The organism is Peptacetobacter sp. (genome assembly GCF_029264495.1).
Classification (GTDB): domain Bacteria; phylum Bacillota; class Clostridia; order Peptostreptococcales; family Peptostreptococcaceae; genus Peptacetobacter.
This window is the reverse complement of sequence record NZ_JARIBH010000067.1, coordinates 36697-54331: the sequence shown is the minus strand read 5'-3', so window position 1 is coordinate 54331 and position 17635 is coordinate 36697. Positions and strand designations below refer to the sequence as shown.

Here is a 17635-nt window from a genome sequence, read left to right as displayed (position 1 = left end):
AAAAATTTAAAAATTTTATTATATAATTAATATAAAGTATACAGTAACTGTAAAGTAAAGAGGGAATTATGAATAATTTAAAAAAAGATAAAAGTATAAAATTGACAGTATCAGAATTTGCTAGACTACATAAAATAAATAAAAGGACGCTGCATTATTATGATGAAATAGGAATTTTTAAACCAAAATATAAAGGCGAAAATGGATACAGATATTATGATTATAGACAAGGTGTAGATTTTGAATATATAAAGATGCTTAGAGAATTAAATATAGGTTTAGAAGATATAAAAAAATATTTAGATAATCCAAATGAAAATTACTTCTGTCTTTTAGCAAATAAAAAATTAAAAGATATAGAAAAAAGTATAGAAATATTAAAAAAGAAAAAAGATATAATTTATGACAAAATAAAAAAATTGGAAAAATGTAAAGAAATTAGAAGAAATAATAATATAGAAATTATAAATTGTGAAGAAGAAAAATTATTATTAACACCATTTGAATTTAAAGATTATAGTGAAGAGGAAAATATAAAAAGAATAGCAGAGCATATAAATAGTATATGGAGCATAGAAGATTATTGTAGAGGTATAGGAAGTTTTATCTCAGTAGATAAAATATTAAATGGGGAAACGGAAGATTATGATGGACTTTTTATACAGATACCCCCAAATATAAATTCAAATAGAGTAACGATAAAACCTAAAGGAGAATATATTTGCGCATATCAAATTGGAAATTGGAATAATCTACCAGATATATATTCAGAAATAATAGAATATGCAAAAAAAGAAAAATTAAATCTTGTAGGAAATTCTTATGAAATTGGAATGAATGATTTTGCAATTTCAGATATGAATGAATATATTACAAAAATTATGATAAAAATAGAAAGATAAGATGTATTTTATATAATTAAATTGACAAAATATATCTTATTTTGTTGATAGAAAAAAGATAATATTTTATTATATAATAAGTAAAATTAAAAAAAATGAATAAATAAAAAAGAGGAGGAAGTTACTCGACAAAATATTCATTTGTCTATATTTTGAGTAGCAGATAATATGAATTTACCAGAAAGATTTTTAAAAGATGTTAAAGAAATTTTAGGAGAAGAATTTGATGATTTTATAAAAAGTTATAATCAGAAAAAGACTACTGCAATTAGAGTAAATACTATGAAAATAGAAAAAGATAAATTAAAAAATATATTAAATTATAATATGGAAGATATACCATGGTCAGAAGAAGGATTTTACTATGATGAAGATTTGTATAAACCAGGCAAAAATCCATTACATGATGCAGGGGCTTATTATATGCAAGAACCATCAGCTATGAGTGTTGTACCAAAGGCTGATATAAGAGAAGGAGAAAAAGTTTTGGATATGTGTGCTGCACCAGGGGGAAAATCCACATATATATTATCAAAATTAAACAATACAGGAATTTTAGTATCAAATGAAATAAATAATACTAGAATAAAGGCACTTGGAGAAAATATTGAAAGATTTGGTTCAGCAAATAGTATAATAACAAATACAGATTCAAAAGGACTTTTAAAAGTATTTAGAGGATATTTTGATAAGGTGATAATAGATGCACCTTGTTCAGGAGAAGGAATGTTTAGAAAAGATGAAAATGCTATATTAGATTGGAATTATTCTAAAGTTATAGAGTGTAGAGATATTCAATATGAAATTATAAGAGATGGATATAAAATGTTAAAAAATGGAGGGACATTAGTATATTCTACATGTACTTTTTCTATAGAAGAAAATGAAGAGATAATAGATGGCCTAAAAAAAGAATATGAAAATGCTGAAATTGTACTAAAAGAAAGATTGTGGCCTCATAAAATAAAAGGAGAAGGTCATTTTGTTGCAAAAATTATAAAGCATGATGATGAAGAATGTTCTACAAAAGTAGCTAAATTTAAGAAGATAGATAAAGAATTAAAACTTTATAGAGAATTTGAAAATAAATTTATGAATATAAAATTAGATGGAGAATTTTTTGTAAGAGGTGAAAATATATATCTTATGCCAAAAGATGCTCCAGATACTAAAAAATTAAAATTATTAAGACAAGGACTACATTTAGGAGAATTAAAGAAAAATAGGTTTGAGCCATCTCATGCATTAGCACATTATTTAAATAAAAATGATGTTAAAAACTTTGCTGATTTCAAATTTGATTCAAATGAAATAAAATCATATATGAGTGGTGATATTATAAATACTGGTGAAAGTAGAGGATGGATAATAGTAGGAGTTGAAGGTATTTCTTTAGGATGGGGAAAAGAATCTGGAGGAGTTATAAAAAACAGATATCCTAAAGGACTTAGAAGAAAAGTTCAACTTTAGAAAAATATAAGACTAATTTAAGAAAAAGTGATATAGTATAGTTATATTTCAAAAAGAAAGATGATTAAGATAGGAGATGAAATGTTTGGGAAGAATAGATAAAAATAAGCAAAAAAAAGAAGAACAGAAAAAGACAAATTGTATGATAATAAAGGAATGGGTAAGTATAATGGTAACAGCTATAATAATAGCTGCCATAGCAGTACAATTTATTAGACCTACAAGAGTAGATGGACTATCAATGTATTCTACACTTAATGATAGAGATTATTTAATAATAAATACAATGAAATATAAAGTATCAAATCCTAAGAGAGGCGAAATAATAATATTTGATACTGATATGCCAATAGATGGATTTTCAGATTTATCAATAGAAACAAGAGGAATAATAAGAAGAGCTGTAGATTTTATTCTTCATGATGATAGTAGAGGAAAAGATCTTGTAAAAAGAGTTATTGGTGTAGAAGGAGACCATATTCAAATAGAAAATGGAACAGTAAAAATAAATGGAAAAGAAATTTATGAACCTTATTTAGATGAAGGAATTGTTACAGAAGGAAATATTGATATAACTGTACCTAAAAATAAATTATTTGTAATGGGTGATAATAGAGTAAATAGTCTTGATAGTAGAAGTCAAGAAGTTGGTCTTGTTGACAAAAAAGATGTTATGGGACATGTAATGTTAAGATTATTACCAGTTTCTGATTTCGGTTCTGTAGACTAAAGAGGAAAAGTAAATATGAGAATAGGTGTTGCTTGTTTATATTATGAAATTGATAAAGTACTTAATATAATAGAAAAAAATAAAGATTTTATAAATCATATAGAAATAGGTATAGATACAGCTAATCAAATAGATGAAATAGCTCCTTTTATCGATAAGATAAAGGAGCTTGGCTTGTCTATAGGGATTCATTTAGCAATGGAAATAAATACATCTGAAAATATAGAGTTTATAAGAGAAAATTGGGCTAAATTTTGTTTTGAAATGTGTAAGAGCTTAGAAAAATTTAATCCATCATATTTTAATATTCATATGGGATATGCTATAAAGAATAGATTTCTAAAAAATAATTGTAAATATATGAAAAATAGTGTAGATTTCTTTTTGAAATTAAATGATTATTTAGAAAAGTTATCTATAAAACCAATTGTAACTGTAGAAAATTCTTATAACTTAACAAAAGGAGATGTTATAAACACAGGAACTACAAAAGAAGAATTTAAATATATTTTTGAAAATACAAAAGAAATTAGATTGAAAAATAAAAGTCCATATTTTTGTTTTGATACAGGACATTATATATTAAATAAAGATGATTATTTTTCATTAAAAGATTTGACAAAAGTTGTACATATAAGCGACTGTAATGGTGAGGAAGATAATCATCTAGGTATATTTTGTGGACGTTTAAAAAAGGTAGATTTAAAAAAAGCTATTGATATGAATCCAGATTATGCAGTAATAGAAGTTAAGTATGATTATATTGAAGAAAGTATAAAAAATGTAAAAGATTTTTTTAAACCTAAATAAGCTTTGTTGGAGGTTTTAAAATGGGAGTAATAGAGATTAAAGTTGATAATAAAATTGAAGTATTTGAAAATAAAAATGAAGATTTTATTTTTTTATCTGATATTGCAGATAGATTAAGTAAAAATCACGATGGTGTTGTAACAGCTGCATTAAAAGGAAATAAACTTTGCGATTTGTATGAAAAGGTTTACAACGGAGAAGAAATAGAACTTTTAGACTTTTACAATGAAGATGGTGCAAGAGTATATTTTAGAGGACTTTCTTTTGTTTTTATAACAGCTTGTAGAAAATTATTTGAAAAAGCTAAAGTTACTGTAGAACATTCTTTGTCAAATGGAATGTACTATACAATAGATATAGGAAGAGAATTAACAGATAAAGATATCGAAAATATAAAGTCTAAAATGAGAAATATAATATCTGCAGATTGTCCTATAAAAAAAGTAGAAATAAATAAAATGGAAATAGGTCAAATCTTTAGAATACTTGGAAGAATTGATAAAGCAGAATTAATTGAAAAAAAAGATGAAGATAAAGCAAAAATATATGAATGTGAAGGATATATAGATCATTTTTATGGAATGATGCCTCCTTCAACTAAATATACAGATGTATTTGATATTGTAAAATATAAGAAAGGTGTAGTATTGATGGGGCCATCTTCTGAAGATGCTTCGGTTCCTGAAAAATTTGTAGACCAACCTAAATTATCCAATATATATGATGAATCAGAAGAGTGGGCTACTAAACTAGGTGTAATGAATGTTATAGATTTGAATAGGATTATAGAACAGGGAAATTATGGTGAAGTTATAAGAATTGTAGAAGCACTTCATGAAAAAAAGATTTCACAAATAGCAGATATGATAAAAGAAAGAGGAAGTAAGGTTATATTAATAGCTGCTCCATCCTCATCTGGTAAAACTAGTTTTGCACATAGACTTTCAATTCAAATGAAGGTAAGTGGAGTAAAATCAAGAGCTATTTCACTAGATGATTATTTTATTGAAAGAGAGCATACTCCTAAAAAAGAAGATGGATCATATGATTATGAGTCGATAAAAGCTATAGATGTTGAGAAATTTAATGAAGATATGAATATTTTATTAAATGGTGGAGAAATAGAAAAAATAAAATACGATTTTAAAACAGGAAAAAGAATTTTCACAGGTGAAAAATTATCTATAAAAGAAAATGAATCAATAATAATTGAGGGAATACATGGGCTTAATCCAGAGCTGACAAAGCATATAGATAATGAAAAAAAATTTAGAATATATATAAGTGCACTTACTCAAATAAATCTTGATTCACATAATAGAATACCGACAACTGATTTAAGATTGGTTAGAAGAATAGTCAGAGATTTTAATTTTAGAGGTTATAGTGCTGAGGAAACAATAAAAAGTTGGAAAAATGTAAGAGAAGGAGAAAGAGAGAATATTTTCCCTTATCAAGAAGAAGCAGATGTAATGTTTAATTCAGCTTGTGTATATGAATTATCAGTACTAAAAAAATTTGTGGATCCACTATTAAAAGAAGTGAACATTGAAAGTAAGGAGTACTTAGAAGCTGCTAGAATTTTAAGTTTTATGCAGTATTTTGCAAATATTGAAGATACTTCTGATATTCCATCGACATCAATTATTAGAGAATTTATAGGTGGAAGTAAAATAGTTTAATCTATTAAAATTATAATTTAAACTATTAATAAAAAATATTTTAAATAATTCATAGTTAGAATCAAATACAATAATTATATTAATGGATTTATAGTTAAATAATTTTAATATGAAATGTTATATAAAAAAGAATATAAATAAAGAAAAATTAAATTATCAAAAAATTTAATAACATAATAATTTTTTTGACAAGCTAACTCTTGTTAAGCTATAATTAAGTTAAATGATTTATATTATAATTTTAGGAGAGAGAATAATGAAAGAGGTAATGGTTTTAAGAGATTTAGAATGCATAAAAGCAGTAGCACATCCAAAGAGAATAGAAATATTAAACCAATTTAAAAATTCTCCGCTATCTGCAAAACAGCTATCAGAAATTTTGGAAGAACCTCATGCTAAAATAAACTATCATATAAAAATGCTTTATAAAGTAGGTATATTAGATTTAGTAGAGGAAAAAATAAAGTCTGGAATAGTTGAAAAATATTACTATCCAACAGCAAAATGTATAGAGATAGGTAAAAATGTGTTTAATTTTTCTTTAGAAAGAGAAAATGAAGACAAAGATGATGATTTTTATGTTACAAAATTTGAAGATGTAAGTGAAGCGTTTTTCAATGCAGCTGAAGCTGGTAAGTTAAACAATTCAAATATAGAAGATTTCCACAATGTCGAGCTAACAAAAGAAGAGGCTATAGAACTTAGAGAAACTCTTTATAAAAAATTAAACGAAATATCAACAAGAGAAAATAGATCATCTGATAGAGAATGTTACGAAGTAGCATTTGTTTCAATACCAGAAAAATAATAGATATAAAAAAGAGGATATATTAAATCCTCTTTTTTTATGCAAAACAATATAAAATGGAGGTTATTTATGTTTACAATAGGAGCTCATGTTTCGATTGCAAAGGGATTTAAAAAAGCAGCTCAAATTACAGTAGATATGGGAGCTAATACATTTCAGTTTTTCAGTAGAAACCCAAGAGGAGGAAATGCAAAAGAATTTAACGAAAAGGATTTAAAGGCATTCCAAGATATAAGAAAAGAAAATAACTTTGGGAAGTTATTAGCTCATGCACCATATACTATGAATTTAGCAGCAGCAAATGATGATACATATGATTTTGCAAAAAAAATAATAAAAGAAGATATTAAAAGAATGGATTCAATAGGTGTAGAGTATATTTGTTTTCATCCAGGAAGTCATGTAGGAAGTGGAGTAGAAACAGGAATAAAAAAAATAGTAGATGGACTTAATCAAGCTATAACAGGAGAAGAAAATATAACAGTACTACTTGAAACAATGTCTGGAAAAGGAACTGAAATAGGAAGAAATTTTGAAGAAATAAAAGCTATAATAGACGGTGTAGAACATAATGAAAAAATTGGTGTGTGTATGGATACATGCCATGTATTTTCAGCAGGATATGATATAGTAAATGACTTAGATGGTGTACTAGAGGAATTTGATAGGATAATAGGTCTTGAAAGGCTAAAAACTATACACTTAAATGATAGTATGATGCCTTTTAATAATAATAAAGATAGACATGCGGGAATAGGTGAAGGAGAAATAGGAATGAAAGCTATTTTAGAAATTGTAAATCACCCCAAATTAAAAGAAATACCATTTTTCTTAGAAACACCTTATGATGAAGATGGTCATGCTAGAGAAATAGAGATGATAAAAAATAATATATAAATTATTAAAAATTAAAAAATATTGATATAAAATAAAACAGTAGAAATACTGTTTTATTTTATTACTTATTATTTTTAGTTTTTTTATCTGAGTTATTTATAGGATTATTTTTAAAAATATTATACTCTATAGAATACTCAGATACAGGATATAATTCTATTTCAACACGGGGGTTTTCTTTATCTATAAAATCAAAAAGCATAACGGGTTTTAACTGTTTATCATTTTTTATAATTCCGCTTTTTTCAAGTCCATCACAAATACTTTTAGGATAATTATGTAAATCACCCATTTTTTTATTTGGGAAATATAGTTTTAAGACAGTTATTAAATTTTCTTCTATTTGTTCGCCAAAATACTGTTGATTTACATATCCTGCAATCATATTCTCATAAGCGAGATATTTTGAATATTTACCTTTTGAAGGCATCCAAGCCTGACCATTTATATTGTGCAACTTAAAATTAGACTTGCTAATAGGCCTTCCTGGTATTACTAGTTTTATCATAACTTACCACCTTTATTTAAATTATGTTATCATATTAATAATAACATTATACTTTTTTAATGTTGTTAAATCAAATTGAATGTTTCTGAAATAATAAAAGGAGGAGCATTTTGTCAAATAAAAAAAAATCAAATAATGAAATTATAAAAGATATTTTTAAAGATTATGGAATAGAATATTGTGGGATAGCACCAGTAAAATTTGATGAAAATCTAAAAAAAATACTAAAAAAAAGAGAAGAAGATGGATTTCTAAGTGGAATGGAAGAGAAGGATATAGAAAAAAGATTGGATGCAACTTTAATAATGGAAGATGCTAAATCTCTAATTGTTGCAGCTTTTCCATATTATATAGGAGAAATAGAAAATTCAAACTTATCTTGTTATTGCAGAGGATACGATTATCATATAGTTGTTAGGGGTATAATGGAAAATATATGTTCAAAAATTAAAGAAAAATTTACTAAAAAGGAAAACTTAAAAACAGAAATATTTGTAGATAATGGACCTTTAGTTGATAGGCACTTAGCATATCTATCAGGGATAGGATTTTTTGGGTTAAATGGAAGTATAATAACGGAAAAATATGGTTCTTATGTATTTATAGGTTATATTGTAACAAATTTAGATATAGAAAAAGATGAACCTATAAATAAAACTTGTCTAAAATGTAAAAAATGTATAAAAAATTGCCCAGGAAATGCACTTTTAGATAATTATAATATGAATGCAAAAAAATGTCTTTCTTATATAACACAAAAAAAAGGGGAATTAACAGAAATAGAAAAAAATGTTATGAAAAAAAATAAAATTATATTTGGTTGTGATATATGTCAAAAAGTATGCCCTCACAATAAGAATATAGAATATACGAATATTGAAGAGTTTAAAAATAATATAATAAAAAATTTGAACATAGACGAGATAAATCAAATATCTAATAGAGAATTTAAACGAAAATATTTTGATAGAGCATTTTCTTGGAGAGGAAAAGGAATTATAAAAAGAAATCTTGAAATTATGGAGGAAAAAGATTAATGTCAAAAAGTTCAAAAGAAATAAATGAAATTCTAGATTTATTGGAAATAGAATTTCCAAATGCAGAATGTGAATTAAATTATAAAACACCATTTGAGTTATTGGTTGCAACAATACTGTCAGCTCAATGTACGGATATTAGAGTAAATAAAGTGACAGATGAAATGTTCAAAGTTTGCAACACTCCAAAGCAATTTGCAAATCTTACAGAAGAAGAAATTGGTGAAATGATAAAGAGCTGTGGACTTTACAAAAGTAAAGCTAAAAAAATAAAAATGACATCGGAGATACTTTATGAGAATTATAATTCAGAAGTACCAGATTCTTTAGAAGAGTTAATCAAATTTCCTGGAGTGGGAAGAAAAACTGCAGGTGTAGTTCTTAGTAATGCATTTGGACATCCAGCTATACCAGTAGATACACATGTGTTTAGAATTGTAAATAGAATAGGTATAGTACATACTCAAACACCAGAAAAAACTGAATTTGCACTTATGGAAGTTCTTCCTAAAGAAAGATGGTCAAAAGCACACCACTTATTTATATTTTTAGGAAGAAGAATATGTAAGGCTAGAAAACCAGAATGTACCGTCTGCCCGATAAAAAAGCATTGTAATTATTTTTTAGAGATAGTAAAATAAAACATTGAGAATAGTTTTAAATTGGATATAATATTATTTTAAATAATTGAATTAAAAAAGTTATAATTAGGAGGAATAAAACATGGCGATTAATATAGTTTTAGTAGAACCTGAAATACCACACAATACAGGGAATATAATAAGAACATGTGCAGTTACAGGTGCAAAACTTCACCTTATAAAACCATTAGGATTTGAACTTACAGATAAACATTTAAAAAGATGTGGTTTAGATTATTGGGATATAGCTGATGTTAAAATATATGAAAATTTTGAAGAACTAGAAGAAAAATATCCAGATGCACAGTATGTGTTAGGAACAAGTAAAGTAAAAAGAACACATACGGATGTAGAGTATAAAGATGGATGTTTTCTTGTTTTTGGAAGTGAAACAAAAGGTTTATCAAAAGAAATAATAGAAAGACATATAGAAGATTGTGCAAGAATACCTATGCTCGATTTAGAAAGAGCTAGATGTTTAAATCTTTCAAATGCTGTTGCTGTTATGACTTATGAGGCTATGAGACAGCTTGATTACCCTGGAATGAGATAAATAAAAGGAGAAAATATATGAAAAAAATAAAGATAATATGCGATAGTCTTTCTGATATAGATATAGATATGGCTAAAAAAAATGATATAGAAATGATACCTTTGACAGTTATAATAGAAGACAAAGAGTATAAAGATGGAATAGATATTTCAAAAGATGATTTTTATAAAAAATTAAAAGAAGAAAATGTATATCCAAAAACATCTCAAGTTACATATGCACAATTTAAAGAAGTTTTTGAAAAATACATTGATGAAGAAACAAGCATACTATATATAGCTGCATCATCAACAGCTACAGGTACTTACCAAAGTGCTGTTATGGCTAAAAATGACATAGATGGAGATATAAGAGTATTTGATTCACAACAAGTTTGCTATGGTATAGGTAGATTTGTTGTAGAAGCTGTAAAACTTAGAGATGAAGGAAAAAATATTGATGAAATACTAAATTCACTTGAAGAAATGAAAGAAAAAGTTTTTGTTATGTTCTGTGCAGATACACTTGAATATTTACAAAAAGGCGGAAGAATTTCATCTACAAAAGCAGCTATAGGTAATATATTAAATATAAAACCAATATTATATGTAAAAGATGGTTTAGTATCACAATTATCTCAAGTTAGAGGTAAGAAGAATTTAATATCTAAAATGGTTGAACTTGCAAAAAGTGAATGTAAAGATTTATCAGGACAAACTGTTTATGTAGGATATACAGATAATGATAAAAAAGAAATAGATAAGTTTGTCAATAGTATAAAAGAAAATCTTAATCCAGACAAAGTTGAACTATTCCAAATAGGGACAGGAATAGGAACACATTCAGGTCCAGGAGCTATGGGATTAATTTGTCTTAAAAAATAAATTATTTTATGGAGGATAAGATGAGATTAGGAAAAGTTATAATTTCATCTATTTCTGCTATTATAATTGGAACTAGTCTTGTTGGATGTGGATTATTTGATAAAAGTAAAGAAAAAGAAGAAATAGTATCAGATACAGTAAATGTAACTCTATTGACGGATACAGAAGGTGAAGCTGGAGAAACACTTATTTCATCAGCTAGAGAAGGACTATCAGAGGCTGAATCTGAACTAGGAATAGACGGTAGAATTATAAAGTGTTCAGGAACAGATGATATAAAAAGTAATATAGATGTACTTATCAAAGGTGGTAAAACATCATTGATAATAGGTGCTGGACCTAGATTTGAAAAAATAATAAATGCTTATGCTGAAAAATATCCGAATCAAGATTTCGCTATAATTGATGGAACTGTTGAAGGAAAAATCCCTAAAAATTTAGCTACTATAACATTTGATGATGAAAGATCTGGTTTTATAGCAGGCTTTATAGCAGGGAAAATGACTTCAAAAAATAAAGTAGCATATATAGGTGGAATATCTGGAAGTAGTGAAAAACTATATAGAAGAGGTTTTGAAAAAGGGATAAAAAAATCAAATGATAAAAGTCCAGAAATTATAGTTAGAAATATAAATATATATGATTCCAAAGAAGATGCCAAAAATGCAATTGTAGATTCAGAATATTATGGTGCAGATATTGTATTCTCACCAACAGAAGATGATTCAAAAATTGCAATAGATTCTGTAAATAGTAATTATTCAAAGGTTATAGCGATAAATAAAGATCAGTATCATTATAACAAAGATAAAGTAATCGCCTCAATAACAAAAAGCTATTCAAAAGCAGTTTATAATCTTTGTTCAATGGTATATGATGGAGGAAATGATTTTAAAGGTGGTCAAAATATAAAATATGGAGTAGCAGAAAAAGCAATAGCATTATCTCCATCCACTGAAAATACAGTTCCACCAGATGTATTAAGCTCTCTAAGTAAAGCACTTAAAGAAGAATATTCAAATCAAAATTAAACTATAAAAGTTTAAATATATTTTAAAAAAATATATATAAAAAAAATTATGTGGCAAAAAGCAAGGTATTATTATTAAATATCTTGCTTTTTTTATGGAAAAATAATAAAAAAATTAAAAAAGAAAGAATTAAAAAAATATTCTGAAAAATAATTGACATCCTTCATTTAGGGTGATATAATTCAATTAAAGAAAAAGAAAAAAGCTTTTAAAACCTAACTTATTAATAATAAAAAGCTAGACACAATATTTGGATAGAATCCAAAAATATAGATAGAAAGTGGTGAGTCCAATGAAAATATAACGAATATATTAGTATTATAAATTTTAAATTATTTACAATATAAATTAAAAGTAAAATACTGATATAAGAATCTATTCTCTAAAAAGCAAAAGCAATTTGAAACTTTATTCTAAAAAATAAAAACCTCTGGGAAAAGTAGTAAAACATTATTTATAAAATAGAACTAAAATAATTTGCAAAAGGATTTTAAAATTAAAGGTTAAAGCAAGTGGATCCGAAAATGGATTCGTTATAAACTATCAAATATGTTATAGGGTAATATAACAATTGTTTATATAGATTAAATCATCTAAATATATATAGAAACAGATATTAAACGCGATTTAGATGTATAAATAATAATTAATAAACAAAATTAATATAGATTAAAAAGGACAAATAATAAAATGGTAAAGAAAAACGGTGATATATTATAGACACCACCTCTTGAAAAGTCAGATGATGACAAGGTGGTGTCTATAATTTTTTTATTTTGTAAATATAAAAAAGAGACTGTGAAAAAAAATTACACAATCTCTTTAAGCTATTATTTATTCAATTTTAAATTTGTATCTAAATCTTAGTATTGGTTCATTGATTCTAATACATCAAGAACGAATTCGTAGCAGTTTTTAGTTGATGGTATATTTAAATGTTCTTTTTCAGAGTGAACATCATACATATCTGGTCCTATAGATATAGCTTCTACACCTTCCATTTTATCAAGAAGAAGACCACATTCAAGACCTGCATGTATAGCTATTATTTCTGGAGTTTTTCCAGTTAATTTTTCCCAAGAAGCTGTACATATTTTTTCTATTGTAGAGTGAGGTATAACTTCCCAAGCTGGATATCCTGCTATTATTTCGAATTTGCATCCTAAATCAGCAGCTAATAATTCAACTCTTTTAGCTATTTCTTCTTTTATAGTTTCTCTAGCACTTCTTATTGAGAAAGTAACTTTAACTTGATCTCCGTCATTTGCAACTATAGCCATATTTGTTGAACTTTCAGGTAATGAAGTATCAAGGCTACCATCTTCATTTACAGTGTAAGAATTAACACCATGTGGTAATAATGTTAATAATGTTAATAATTTTGTTTTAAATTCATCAGTATATACTTTTTCAACTGAAGCATCTTCAAATACTAAGTTCATATGAGGTTCAGAAACAGAGAACTCTGCTCTAAATTTGTTAAATAATTCTTCTAGTTCAGCTTTTGCAGCATCAACATCAGAAACTAATATAACTGCTTCTGCATGGTTAGGTATAGCATTGTGCATAGTACCACCAGTTAAGTCAGCTAAATCAAATTCAACTGAAAGCATATTTAACATTCTTACAACAATTTTAGTTGCATTGGCTCTTTGTAACTGTATTTCCTGTCCAGAATGACCACCAAGTAAGTCAGTAACAGCAAATTTTAATGCTTTTTTGCAACTGCAAGCATCTTTGTATTCTTTATCTAAAGTTAGAAGTGGAGTTTTACCACCAGCACAACCTATAGTGAAGCATCCTTCTTCTTCAGAGTCTATATTAAGAAGGTATTTACCTTTTAATTGAGATGCATCTAAAGCATAAGCACCAGTCATACCACTTTCTTCATTTACTGTGAAAACAGCTTCTAATGCTGGATGTTTTAAAGTATTGTCTTCTAATATAGCTAAAGACATAGCAACTGCGATACCGTTATCAGCACCTAGAGTAGTGTTGTTAGCGTAAATCATATCATCTACTATTTTCATTTCTATTGGATCAGTATCAAAATTATGGTTAGATCCTTTTCCTCTTACAGGAACCATATCCATATGTCCCTGAAGTATAACACCTGGACAATTTTCATATCCTGGAGTAGCAGGTTTTCTTATTATTATGTTACCAGCTTCATCTTGAGTAGTATCTAATCCTAATTTTTCACCGAATTCTTTTAACCAGTTACTAACTGCTTCTTCGTGATAAGAAGCTCTTGGGATTTGGTTCATTGCTTCAAAAGCTTCAAAAACTTTTTTTGGTTCTAAGTGTCCTAATACGTTTGACATTTTATAAAGTCCTCCTGAATAAAATAAGAATAAATAAAATTGCTTTTTATTATACAAATAAAGTCTGATTATGTATAATATTAAATAGCTACATTAACAGTATAATACAAAATACGAAAAAAAACATTGGAAAACGTCAAAATTATATCTAAAATCGGAAAACTTTTTTTGAAAAAGAAATCGATTTTCCTAAGATGTTTGAAAAATCAACGTTTTATATTTATTTATATAATTTATAAAAATGATAATTAATAAAAAAATTTAAAAATTTTCTTAGAAAGAAGGGATAAAATGGATAAAAAATCATTTAAAGTTCTTGAATTTGATAAAATTATAGAAATTTTAAAATCAAAAGCATCATCATCTTTGGGACTTAAGAGAATAGAGAGATTAGAACCAAGTTCAGAATTTGAGGAAGTAAAATATAGATTACAAGAAACTACAGAAGCACAATCAATATTAATAAAAAGAGGTCATGTAAATTTAGGGGGAATACATGATGTTTTAGATAAAGTAAAAAGAGCAGAAATAGGGGCTTCTCTTGATCCAGCTAGTCTATTAATGGTGGCAGATACATTAAGAGCAGCGAGAGTTCTTTCAAATAGTCTTTCTGGAGATGAAGAAGAAGACTTTAATTATCCGATAATACAATCACTAACAACATCTTTATATATACATAAAGAAATAGAAGATGCTATATACAATGCTATAGTTAGTGAACTTGAAATAGCGGATAGTGCTTCATCTACATTGAGAGATATAAGAAGAAGAATAGTACAAAAAAATCAATCTATAAGATCAAAATTAAACTCTATAATATCTTCATCAACATATCAAAAGTATTTACAAGATAGTATAATTTCTATGAGAGGAGATAGATTTGTAATACCTGTAAAGGCAGAGTATAGATCTGTTGTAAGTGGTATAGTACATGATCAATCATCATCAGGGGCAACATTATTTATAGAGCCTATGAGTATAGTGGAAATGAATAATGAACTTAGAAAGTTAAAATTAGATGAACAGGAAGAAATAGAAAGAATATTATCAGAATTATCTAGAATGATTGGAGAAGTATCTAGAGAGATTATTTCAAATCAAGAAATATTGGAAAAAATTGATTTTATATTTGCAAAAGGGAAACTATCTCTTCAAATGAAAGGTATAGATCCTAAACTAAATGAAGATAAAAAATTTGTTATAAAAAATGGACGCCATCCTCTTTTAGACCCTAAAAAAGTTGTTGCAAATACTATTTATCTTGGAGATGAATTCCATACACTTGTCATAACTGGTCCAAATACTGGAGGTAAAACAGTAACAATAAAAACAGTTGGATTATTTGCACTTATGACACAAAGTGGACTTCATATACCAGCAGATTTTGGAAGTAGTATGTGTGTGTATGATAATGTATTTGCAGATATAGGAGATGAACAAAGTATAGAACAAAGTTTATCTACATTTTCATCTCATATGACTAGAATAGTATCGATTTTAGAAAATGTTACTGAAAATTCTCTTGTTATATTTGATGAACTTGGTGCAGGAACAGATCCTATAGAGGGGGCAGCTCTTGCAATAGCGATACTTGAAGATGTAAAAATGGCAGGAGCTAAATGTATAGCAACAACTCATTATAGTGAACTTAAAAACTATGCTCTTACTAAAAAAGGTGTTGAAAATGCAGCCGTAGAATTTAATATAGAAACACTTAGTCCAACATATAAATTATTAATAGGTGTTCCTGGTAAATCAAATGCATTTGAAATATCTAAAAAATTAGGTCTTAGAGATTATATAATAGATAGAGCTAAAGAATTTATAAATACAGACAATATAGAACTTGAAGATCTTTTACAAAACGTTGAAAAGAATAGAATAAAGGCAGAAGAAGACAGAGCAGAAGCTGAAAAATTAAAATTAGAAATACAGCAAATTAGAGATAAAGAAGCTGAAAAATTAGATAAGATAATAAACCAAAAAGAAAAAATGATAGAACGAGCTAAATCTGAAGCGTTCTCTATAACAAGACAGGCAAAAGAGGAAGTAGATGAAATTATAAAACATCTAAAAGAATTAGAGAATCAAAGAGCATCAAAAGAAAAAAATAGACAAATAGAACAGCTTAGAAAAGAATTAACGGATTCTATGGGAAGTTTACAACCGACAGTTAAAAGTATGATAGTGCCAAAAGTAGCATCAAAAGAAATTAAAAATCTAAAAGCAGGTGAAGATATAAGAGTAATCACATTAAATCAAGAAGGTACTGTTGTATCTGCAGATGATAAAAAGAAAGAAGCAGTTGTACAAATAGGTATAATGAAAATGACTTTACCATATAAATCTCTTCAAAGAATAAAAAATCAACAACAATCTACAGTTACAAAGAAAACAAGAAGTGTTATAAAAGCTAAATCAGGAAGAGTAAAAGGAGAAGTAGATTTAAGAGGAATGAATCTTGAAGAAGCAACTCTTGAAGTTGAAAAATATCTTGATGATGCCACTGTTGCTGGACTTGAACAAGTAACAATAATACATGGTATAGGAACAGGAGTGTTGAAATCAGGAATACAAGATGTATTAAAAAGAAATAAACATGTCAAAAAGAAAAGACAAGGTGGATATGGAGAAGGTGGCGTAGGGGTTACCATAGTTACATTAAAATAAATTAAAAATATGAATATATAAGTTATAGGCAGGGCTAATTAGTTCTGTCTATAATTTATATTAATGTATATAGGAGGAAAAATGATAGCAGTATCAGCTTGTTTAATAGGAGAAAATTGCAAATATAATGGTGGAAACAATAAGAATGAAACAGTATTAAAATACTTAAAAGGAAAAGAGTATATAACAATATGCCCAGAATGTAGTGGAGGTCTAGAAACACCAAGAGAAGCAGCGGAAATAATAGATGGTGAAGGTATAGATGTAATAAAAAACAGAAGCAAGGTAATATCTAGAATTGGAAAAGATGTAACAAATGAATATCTAAAAGGAGCTAAAATAAGTTTAGAAGAAGTAAAAAAATATAATGTAAAAGAAGCAATTTTAAAAGAAGGAAGTCCATCTTGTGGAGTCAATAAAATACATAATGGGGAATTTAAAGGAATTAAAAAAAGTGGTAAAGGAGTAACAGCATCATTATTTGAAATCAATGGGATTGAAATAATTAGTGAAAAAGATTTAGAAAATCAAAGTATAAAAAATAAAATTTATTAAATTATTCAAATATCTTGAAAAATAGTTGAATTTGATTTAACATAGAGAGATAAGTGTAATTGTGTAAAATAGAGAAAAATATGAATTTTACATATTAAATAAAAAGATTATATATAGTTATTATATTATAAATTCGAATATATATGAGGAGGAA

General features: G+C 26.6%; 16 protein-coding genes. 14 read left to right on the top strand and 2 right to left on the bottom strand.

Annotated features, from left to right (window positions below; genetic code table 11):
* Window positions 1-68 precede the first annotated feature (68 nt).
* The 7 genes from Q1J78_RS06275 (at window position 69) to Q1J78_RS06245 (ending at window position 7299) form a co-directional block, all read left to right on the top strand.
* Window positions 69-902, top strand: a complete 834-nt coding sequence (locus tag Q1J78_RS06275) for a MerR family transcriptional regulator (RefSeq protein ID WP_300277721.1) — start codon at window positions 69-71, stop codon at window positions 900-902.
* A 168-nt stretch (window positions 903-1070) separates the two neighbouring features.
* Window positions 1071-2372 (top strand): RsmF rRNA methyltransferase first C-terminal domain-containing protein, encoded by a 1302-nt coding sequence (locus Q1J78_RS06270; RefSeq protein ID WP_300277719.1) that lies wholly within the window; start codon window positions 1071-1073, stop codon window positions 2370-2372.
* A 76-nt stretch (window positions 2373-2448) separates the two neighbouring features.
* Entirely contained in the window at window positions 2449-3102 is a 654-nt protein-coding gene (gene lepB / locus Q1J78_RS06265; RefSeq protein WP_334304968.1) for a signal peptidase I, read from the top strand.
* 15 nt (window positions 3103-3117) lie between these two features.
* Window positions 3118-3912, top strand: a complete 795-nt coding sequence (locus tag Q1J78_RS06260; protein ID WP_300277716.1) for a sugar phosphate isomerase/epimerase family protein — start codon at window positions 3118-3120, stop codon at window positions 3910-3912.
* Window positions 3913-3932: 20 nt separating this feature from the next.
* The gene (locus Q1J78_RS06255; protein ID WP_300277713.1) at window positions 3933-5594 is read left to right on the top strand and encodes a nucleoside kinase; all 1662 of its coding nucleotides are present in this window, start codon (window positions 3933-3935) and stop codon (window positions 5592-5594) included.
* 256 nt (window positions 5595-5850) lie between these two features.
* Window positions 5851-6402 (top strand): helix-turn-helix domain-containing protein, encoded by a 552-nt coding sequence (locus Q1J78_RS06250; RefSeq protein ID WP_300277710.1) that lies wholly within the window; start codon window positions 5851-5853, stop codon window positions 6400-6402.
* A 69-nt stretch (window positions 6403-6471) separates the two neighbouring features.
* Complete coding sequence (locus Q1J78_RS06245; RefSeq protein ID WP_300277707.1) at window positions 6472-7299, top strand: deoxyribonuclease IV; 828 nt, start codon at window positions 6472-6474, stop codon at window positions 7297-7299.
* A gap of 61 nt (window positions 7300-7360) precedes the next feature.
* On the opposite strand, the gene Q1J78_RS06240 is transcribed toward Q1J78_RS06245, so the two are convergent.
* Window positions 7361-7807: a RusA family crossover junction endodeoxyribonuclease gene (locus Q1J78_RS06240; RefSeq protein ID WP_300277704.1), complete on the bottom strand. Its 447-nt coding sequence runs from the start codon at window positions 7805-7807 to the stop codon at window positions 7361-7363.
* A 110-nt stretch (window positions 7808-7917) separates the two neighbouring features.
* Between Q1J78_RS06240 and queG the strand changes: the two genes are divergently transcribed.
* From queG to Q1J78_RS06215, 5 genes are all read left to right on the top strand, one after another.
* Complete coding sequence (gene queG, locus Q1J78_RS06235; RefSeq protein WP_300277701.1) at window positions 7918-8844, top strand: tRNA epoxyqueuosine(34) reductase QueG; 927 nt, start codon at window positions 7918-7920, stop codon at window positions 8842-8844.
* A complete protein-coding gene (gene nth / locus Q1J78_RS06230; protein ID WP_300277698.1) occupies window positions 8844-9485 on the top strand; it encodes an endonuclease III in 642 nt (213 codons plus the stop codon). Before queG ends, nth begins: the two co-directional genes overlap by 1 nt.
* An 82-nt stretch (window positions 9486-9567) precedes the next feature.
* Window positions 9568-10038 (top strand): tRNA (cytidine(34)-2'-O)-methyltransferase, encoded by a 471-nt coding sequence (locus tag Q1J78_RS06225; protein ID WP_300277695.1) that lies wholly within the window; start codon window positions 9568-9570, stop codon window positions 10036-10038.
* Window positions 10039-10055: 17 nt separating this feature from the next.
* Entirely contained in the window at window positions 10056-10901 is an 846-nt protein-coding gene (locus Q1J78_RS06220; protein WP_300277692.1) for a DegV family protein, read from the top strand.
* 20 nt (window positions 10902-10921) lie between these two features.
* Complete coding sequence (locus Q1J78_RS06215; RefSeq protein ID WP_300277689.1) at window positions 10922-11932, top strand: BMP family ABC transporter substrate-binding protein; 1011 nt, start codon at window positions 10922-10924, stop codon at window positions 11930-11932.
* Window positions 11933-12795: 863 nt separating this feature from the next.
* Here Q1J78_RS06215 and Q1J78_RS06210 read toward each other — a convergent pair.
* Complete coding sequence (locus Q1J78_RS06210) at window positions 12796-14256, bottom strand: aminoacyl-histidine dipeptidase (protein ID WP_300277686.1); 1461 nt, start codon at window positions 14254-14256, stop codon at window positions 12796-12798.
* 291 nt (window positions 14257-14547) lie between these two features.
* On the opposite strand from Q1J78_RS06210, the gene Q1J78_RS06205 reads away from it, so the two are divergent.
* On the top strand, window positions 14548-16926 hold the full coding sequence (locus Q1J78_RS06205) for an endonuclease MutS2 (protein ID WP_300277683.1): 2379 nt from the start codon (window positions 14548-14550) through the stop codon (window positions 16924-16926).
* An 81-nt stretch (window positions 16927-17007) separates the two neighbouring features.
* Window positions 17008-17481: a 2-thiouracil desulfurase family protein gene (locus tag Q1J78_RS06200; RefSeq protein WP_300277680.1), complete on the top strand. Its 474-nt coding sequence runs from the start codon at window positions 17008-17010 to the stop codon at window positions 17479-17481.
* The last annotated feature ends 154 nt before the right edge of the window (window positions 17482-17635 follow it).

Excerpts from the sequence above, each read along its gene's own strand:
- Q1J78_RS06200 (WP_300277680.1), top strand. The coding sequence starts at position 17,008 with ATGATAGCAGTATCAGCTTGTTTAATAGGAGAAAATTGCAAATATAAT.
- Q1J78_RS06225 (WP_300277695.1), top strand. The coding sequence starts at position 9,568 with ATGGCGATTAATATAGTTTTAGTAGAACCTGAAATACCACACAATACA.
- Q1J78_RS06210 (WP_300277686.1), bottom strand. The coding sequence starts at position 14,256 with ATGTCAAACGTATTAGGACACTTAGAACCAAAAAAAGTTTTTGAAGCT.
- nth (WP_300277698.1), top strand. The coding sequence starts at position 8,844 with ATGTCAAAAAGTTCAAAAGAAATAAATGAAATTCTAGATTTATTGGAA.
- Q1J78_RS06245 (WP_300277707.1), top strand. The coding sequence starts at position 6,472 with ATGTTTACAATAGGAGCTCATGTTTCGATTGCAAAGGGATTTAAAAAA.
- lepB (WP_334304968.1), top strand. The coding sequence starts at position 2,449 with ATGAAATGTTTGGGAAGAATAGATAAAAATAAGCAAAAAAAAGAAGAA.
- Q1J78_RS06220 (WP_300277692.1), top strand. The coding sequence starts at position 10,056 with ATGAAAAAAATAAAGATAATATGCGATAGTCTTTCTGATATAGATATA.
- Q1J78_RS06215 (WP_300277689.1), top strand. The coding sequence starts at position 10,922 with ATGAGATTAGGAAAAGTTATAATTTCATCTATTTCTGCTATTATAATT.
- Q1J78_RS06275 (WP_300277721.1), top strand. The coding sequence starts at position 69 with ATGAATAATTTAAAAAAAGATAAAAGTATAAAATTGACAGTATCAGAA.
- Q1J78_RS06260 (WP_300277716.1), top strand. The coding sequence starts at position 3,118 with ATGAGAATAGGTGTTGCTTGTTTATATTATGAAATTGATAAAGTACTT.
- Q1J78_RS06270 (WP_300277719.1), top strand. The coding sequence starts at position 1,071 with ATGAATTTACCAGAAAGATTTTTAAAAGATGTTAAAGAAATTTTAGGA.
- Q1J78_RS06205 (WP_300277683.1), top strand. The coding sequence starts at position 14,548 with ATGGATAAAAAATCATTTAAAGTTCTTGAATTTGATAAAATTATAGAA.
- Q1J78_RS06255 (WP_300277713.1), top strand. The coding sequence starts at position 3,933 with ATGGGAGTAATAGAGATTAAAGTTGATAATAAAATTGAAGTATTTGAA.
- Q1J78_RS06240 (WP_300277704.1), bottom strand. The coding sequence starts at position 7,807 with ATGATAAAACTAGTAATACCAGGAAGGCCTATTAGCAAGTCTAATTTT.
- Q1J78_RS06250 (WP_300277710.1), top strand. The coding sequence starts at position 5,851 with ATGAAAGAGGTAATGGTTTTAAGAGATTTAGAATGCATAAAAGCAGTA.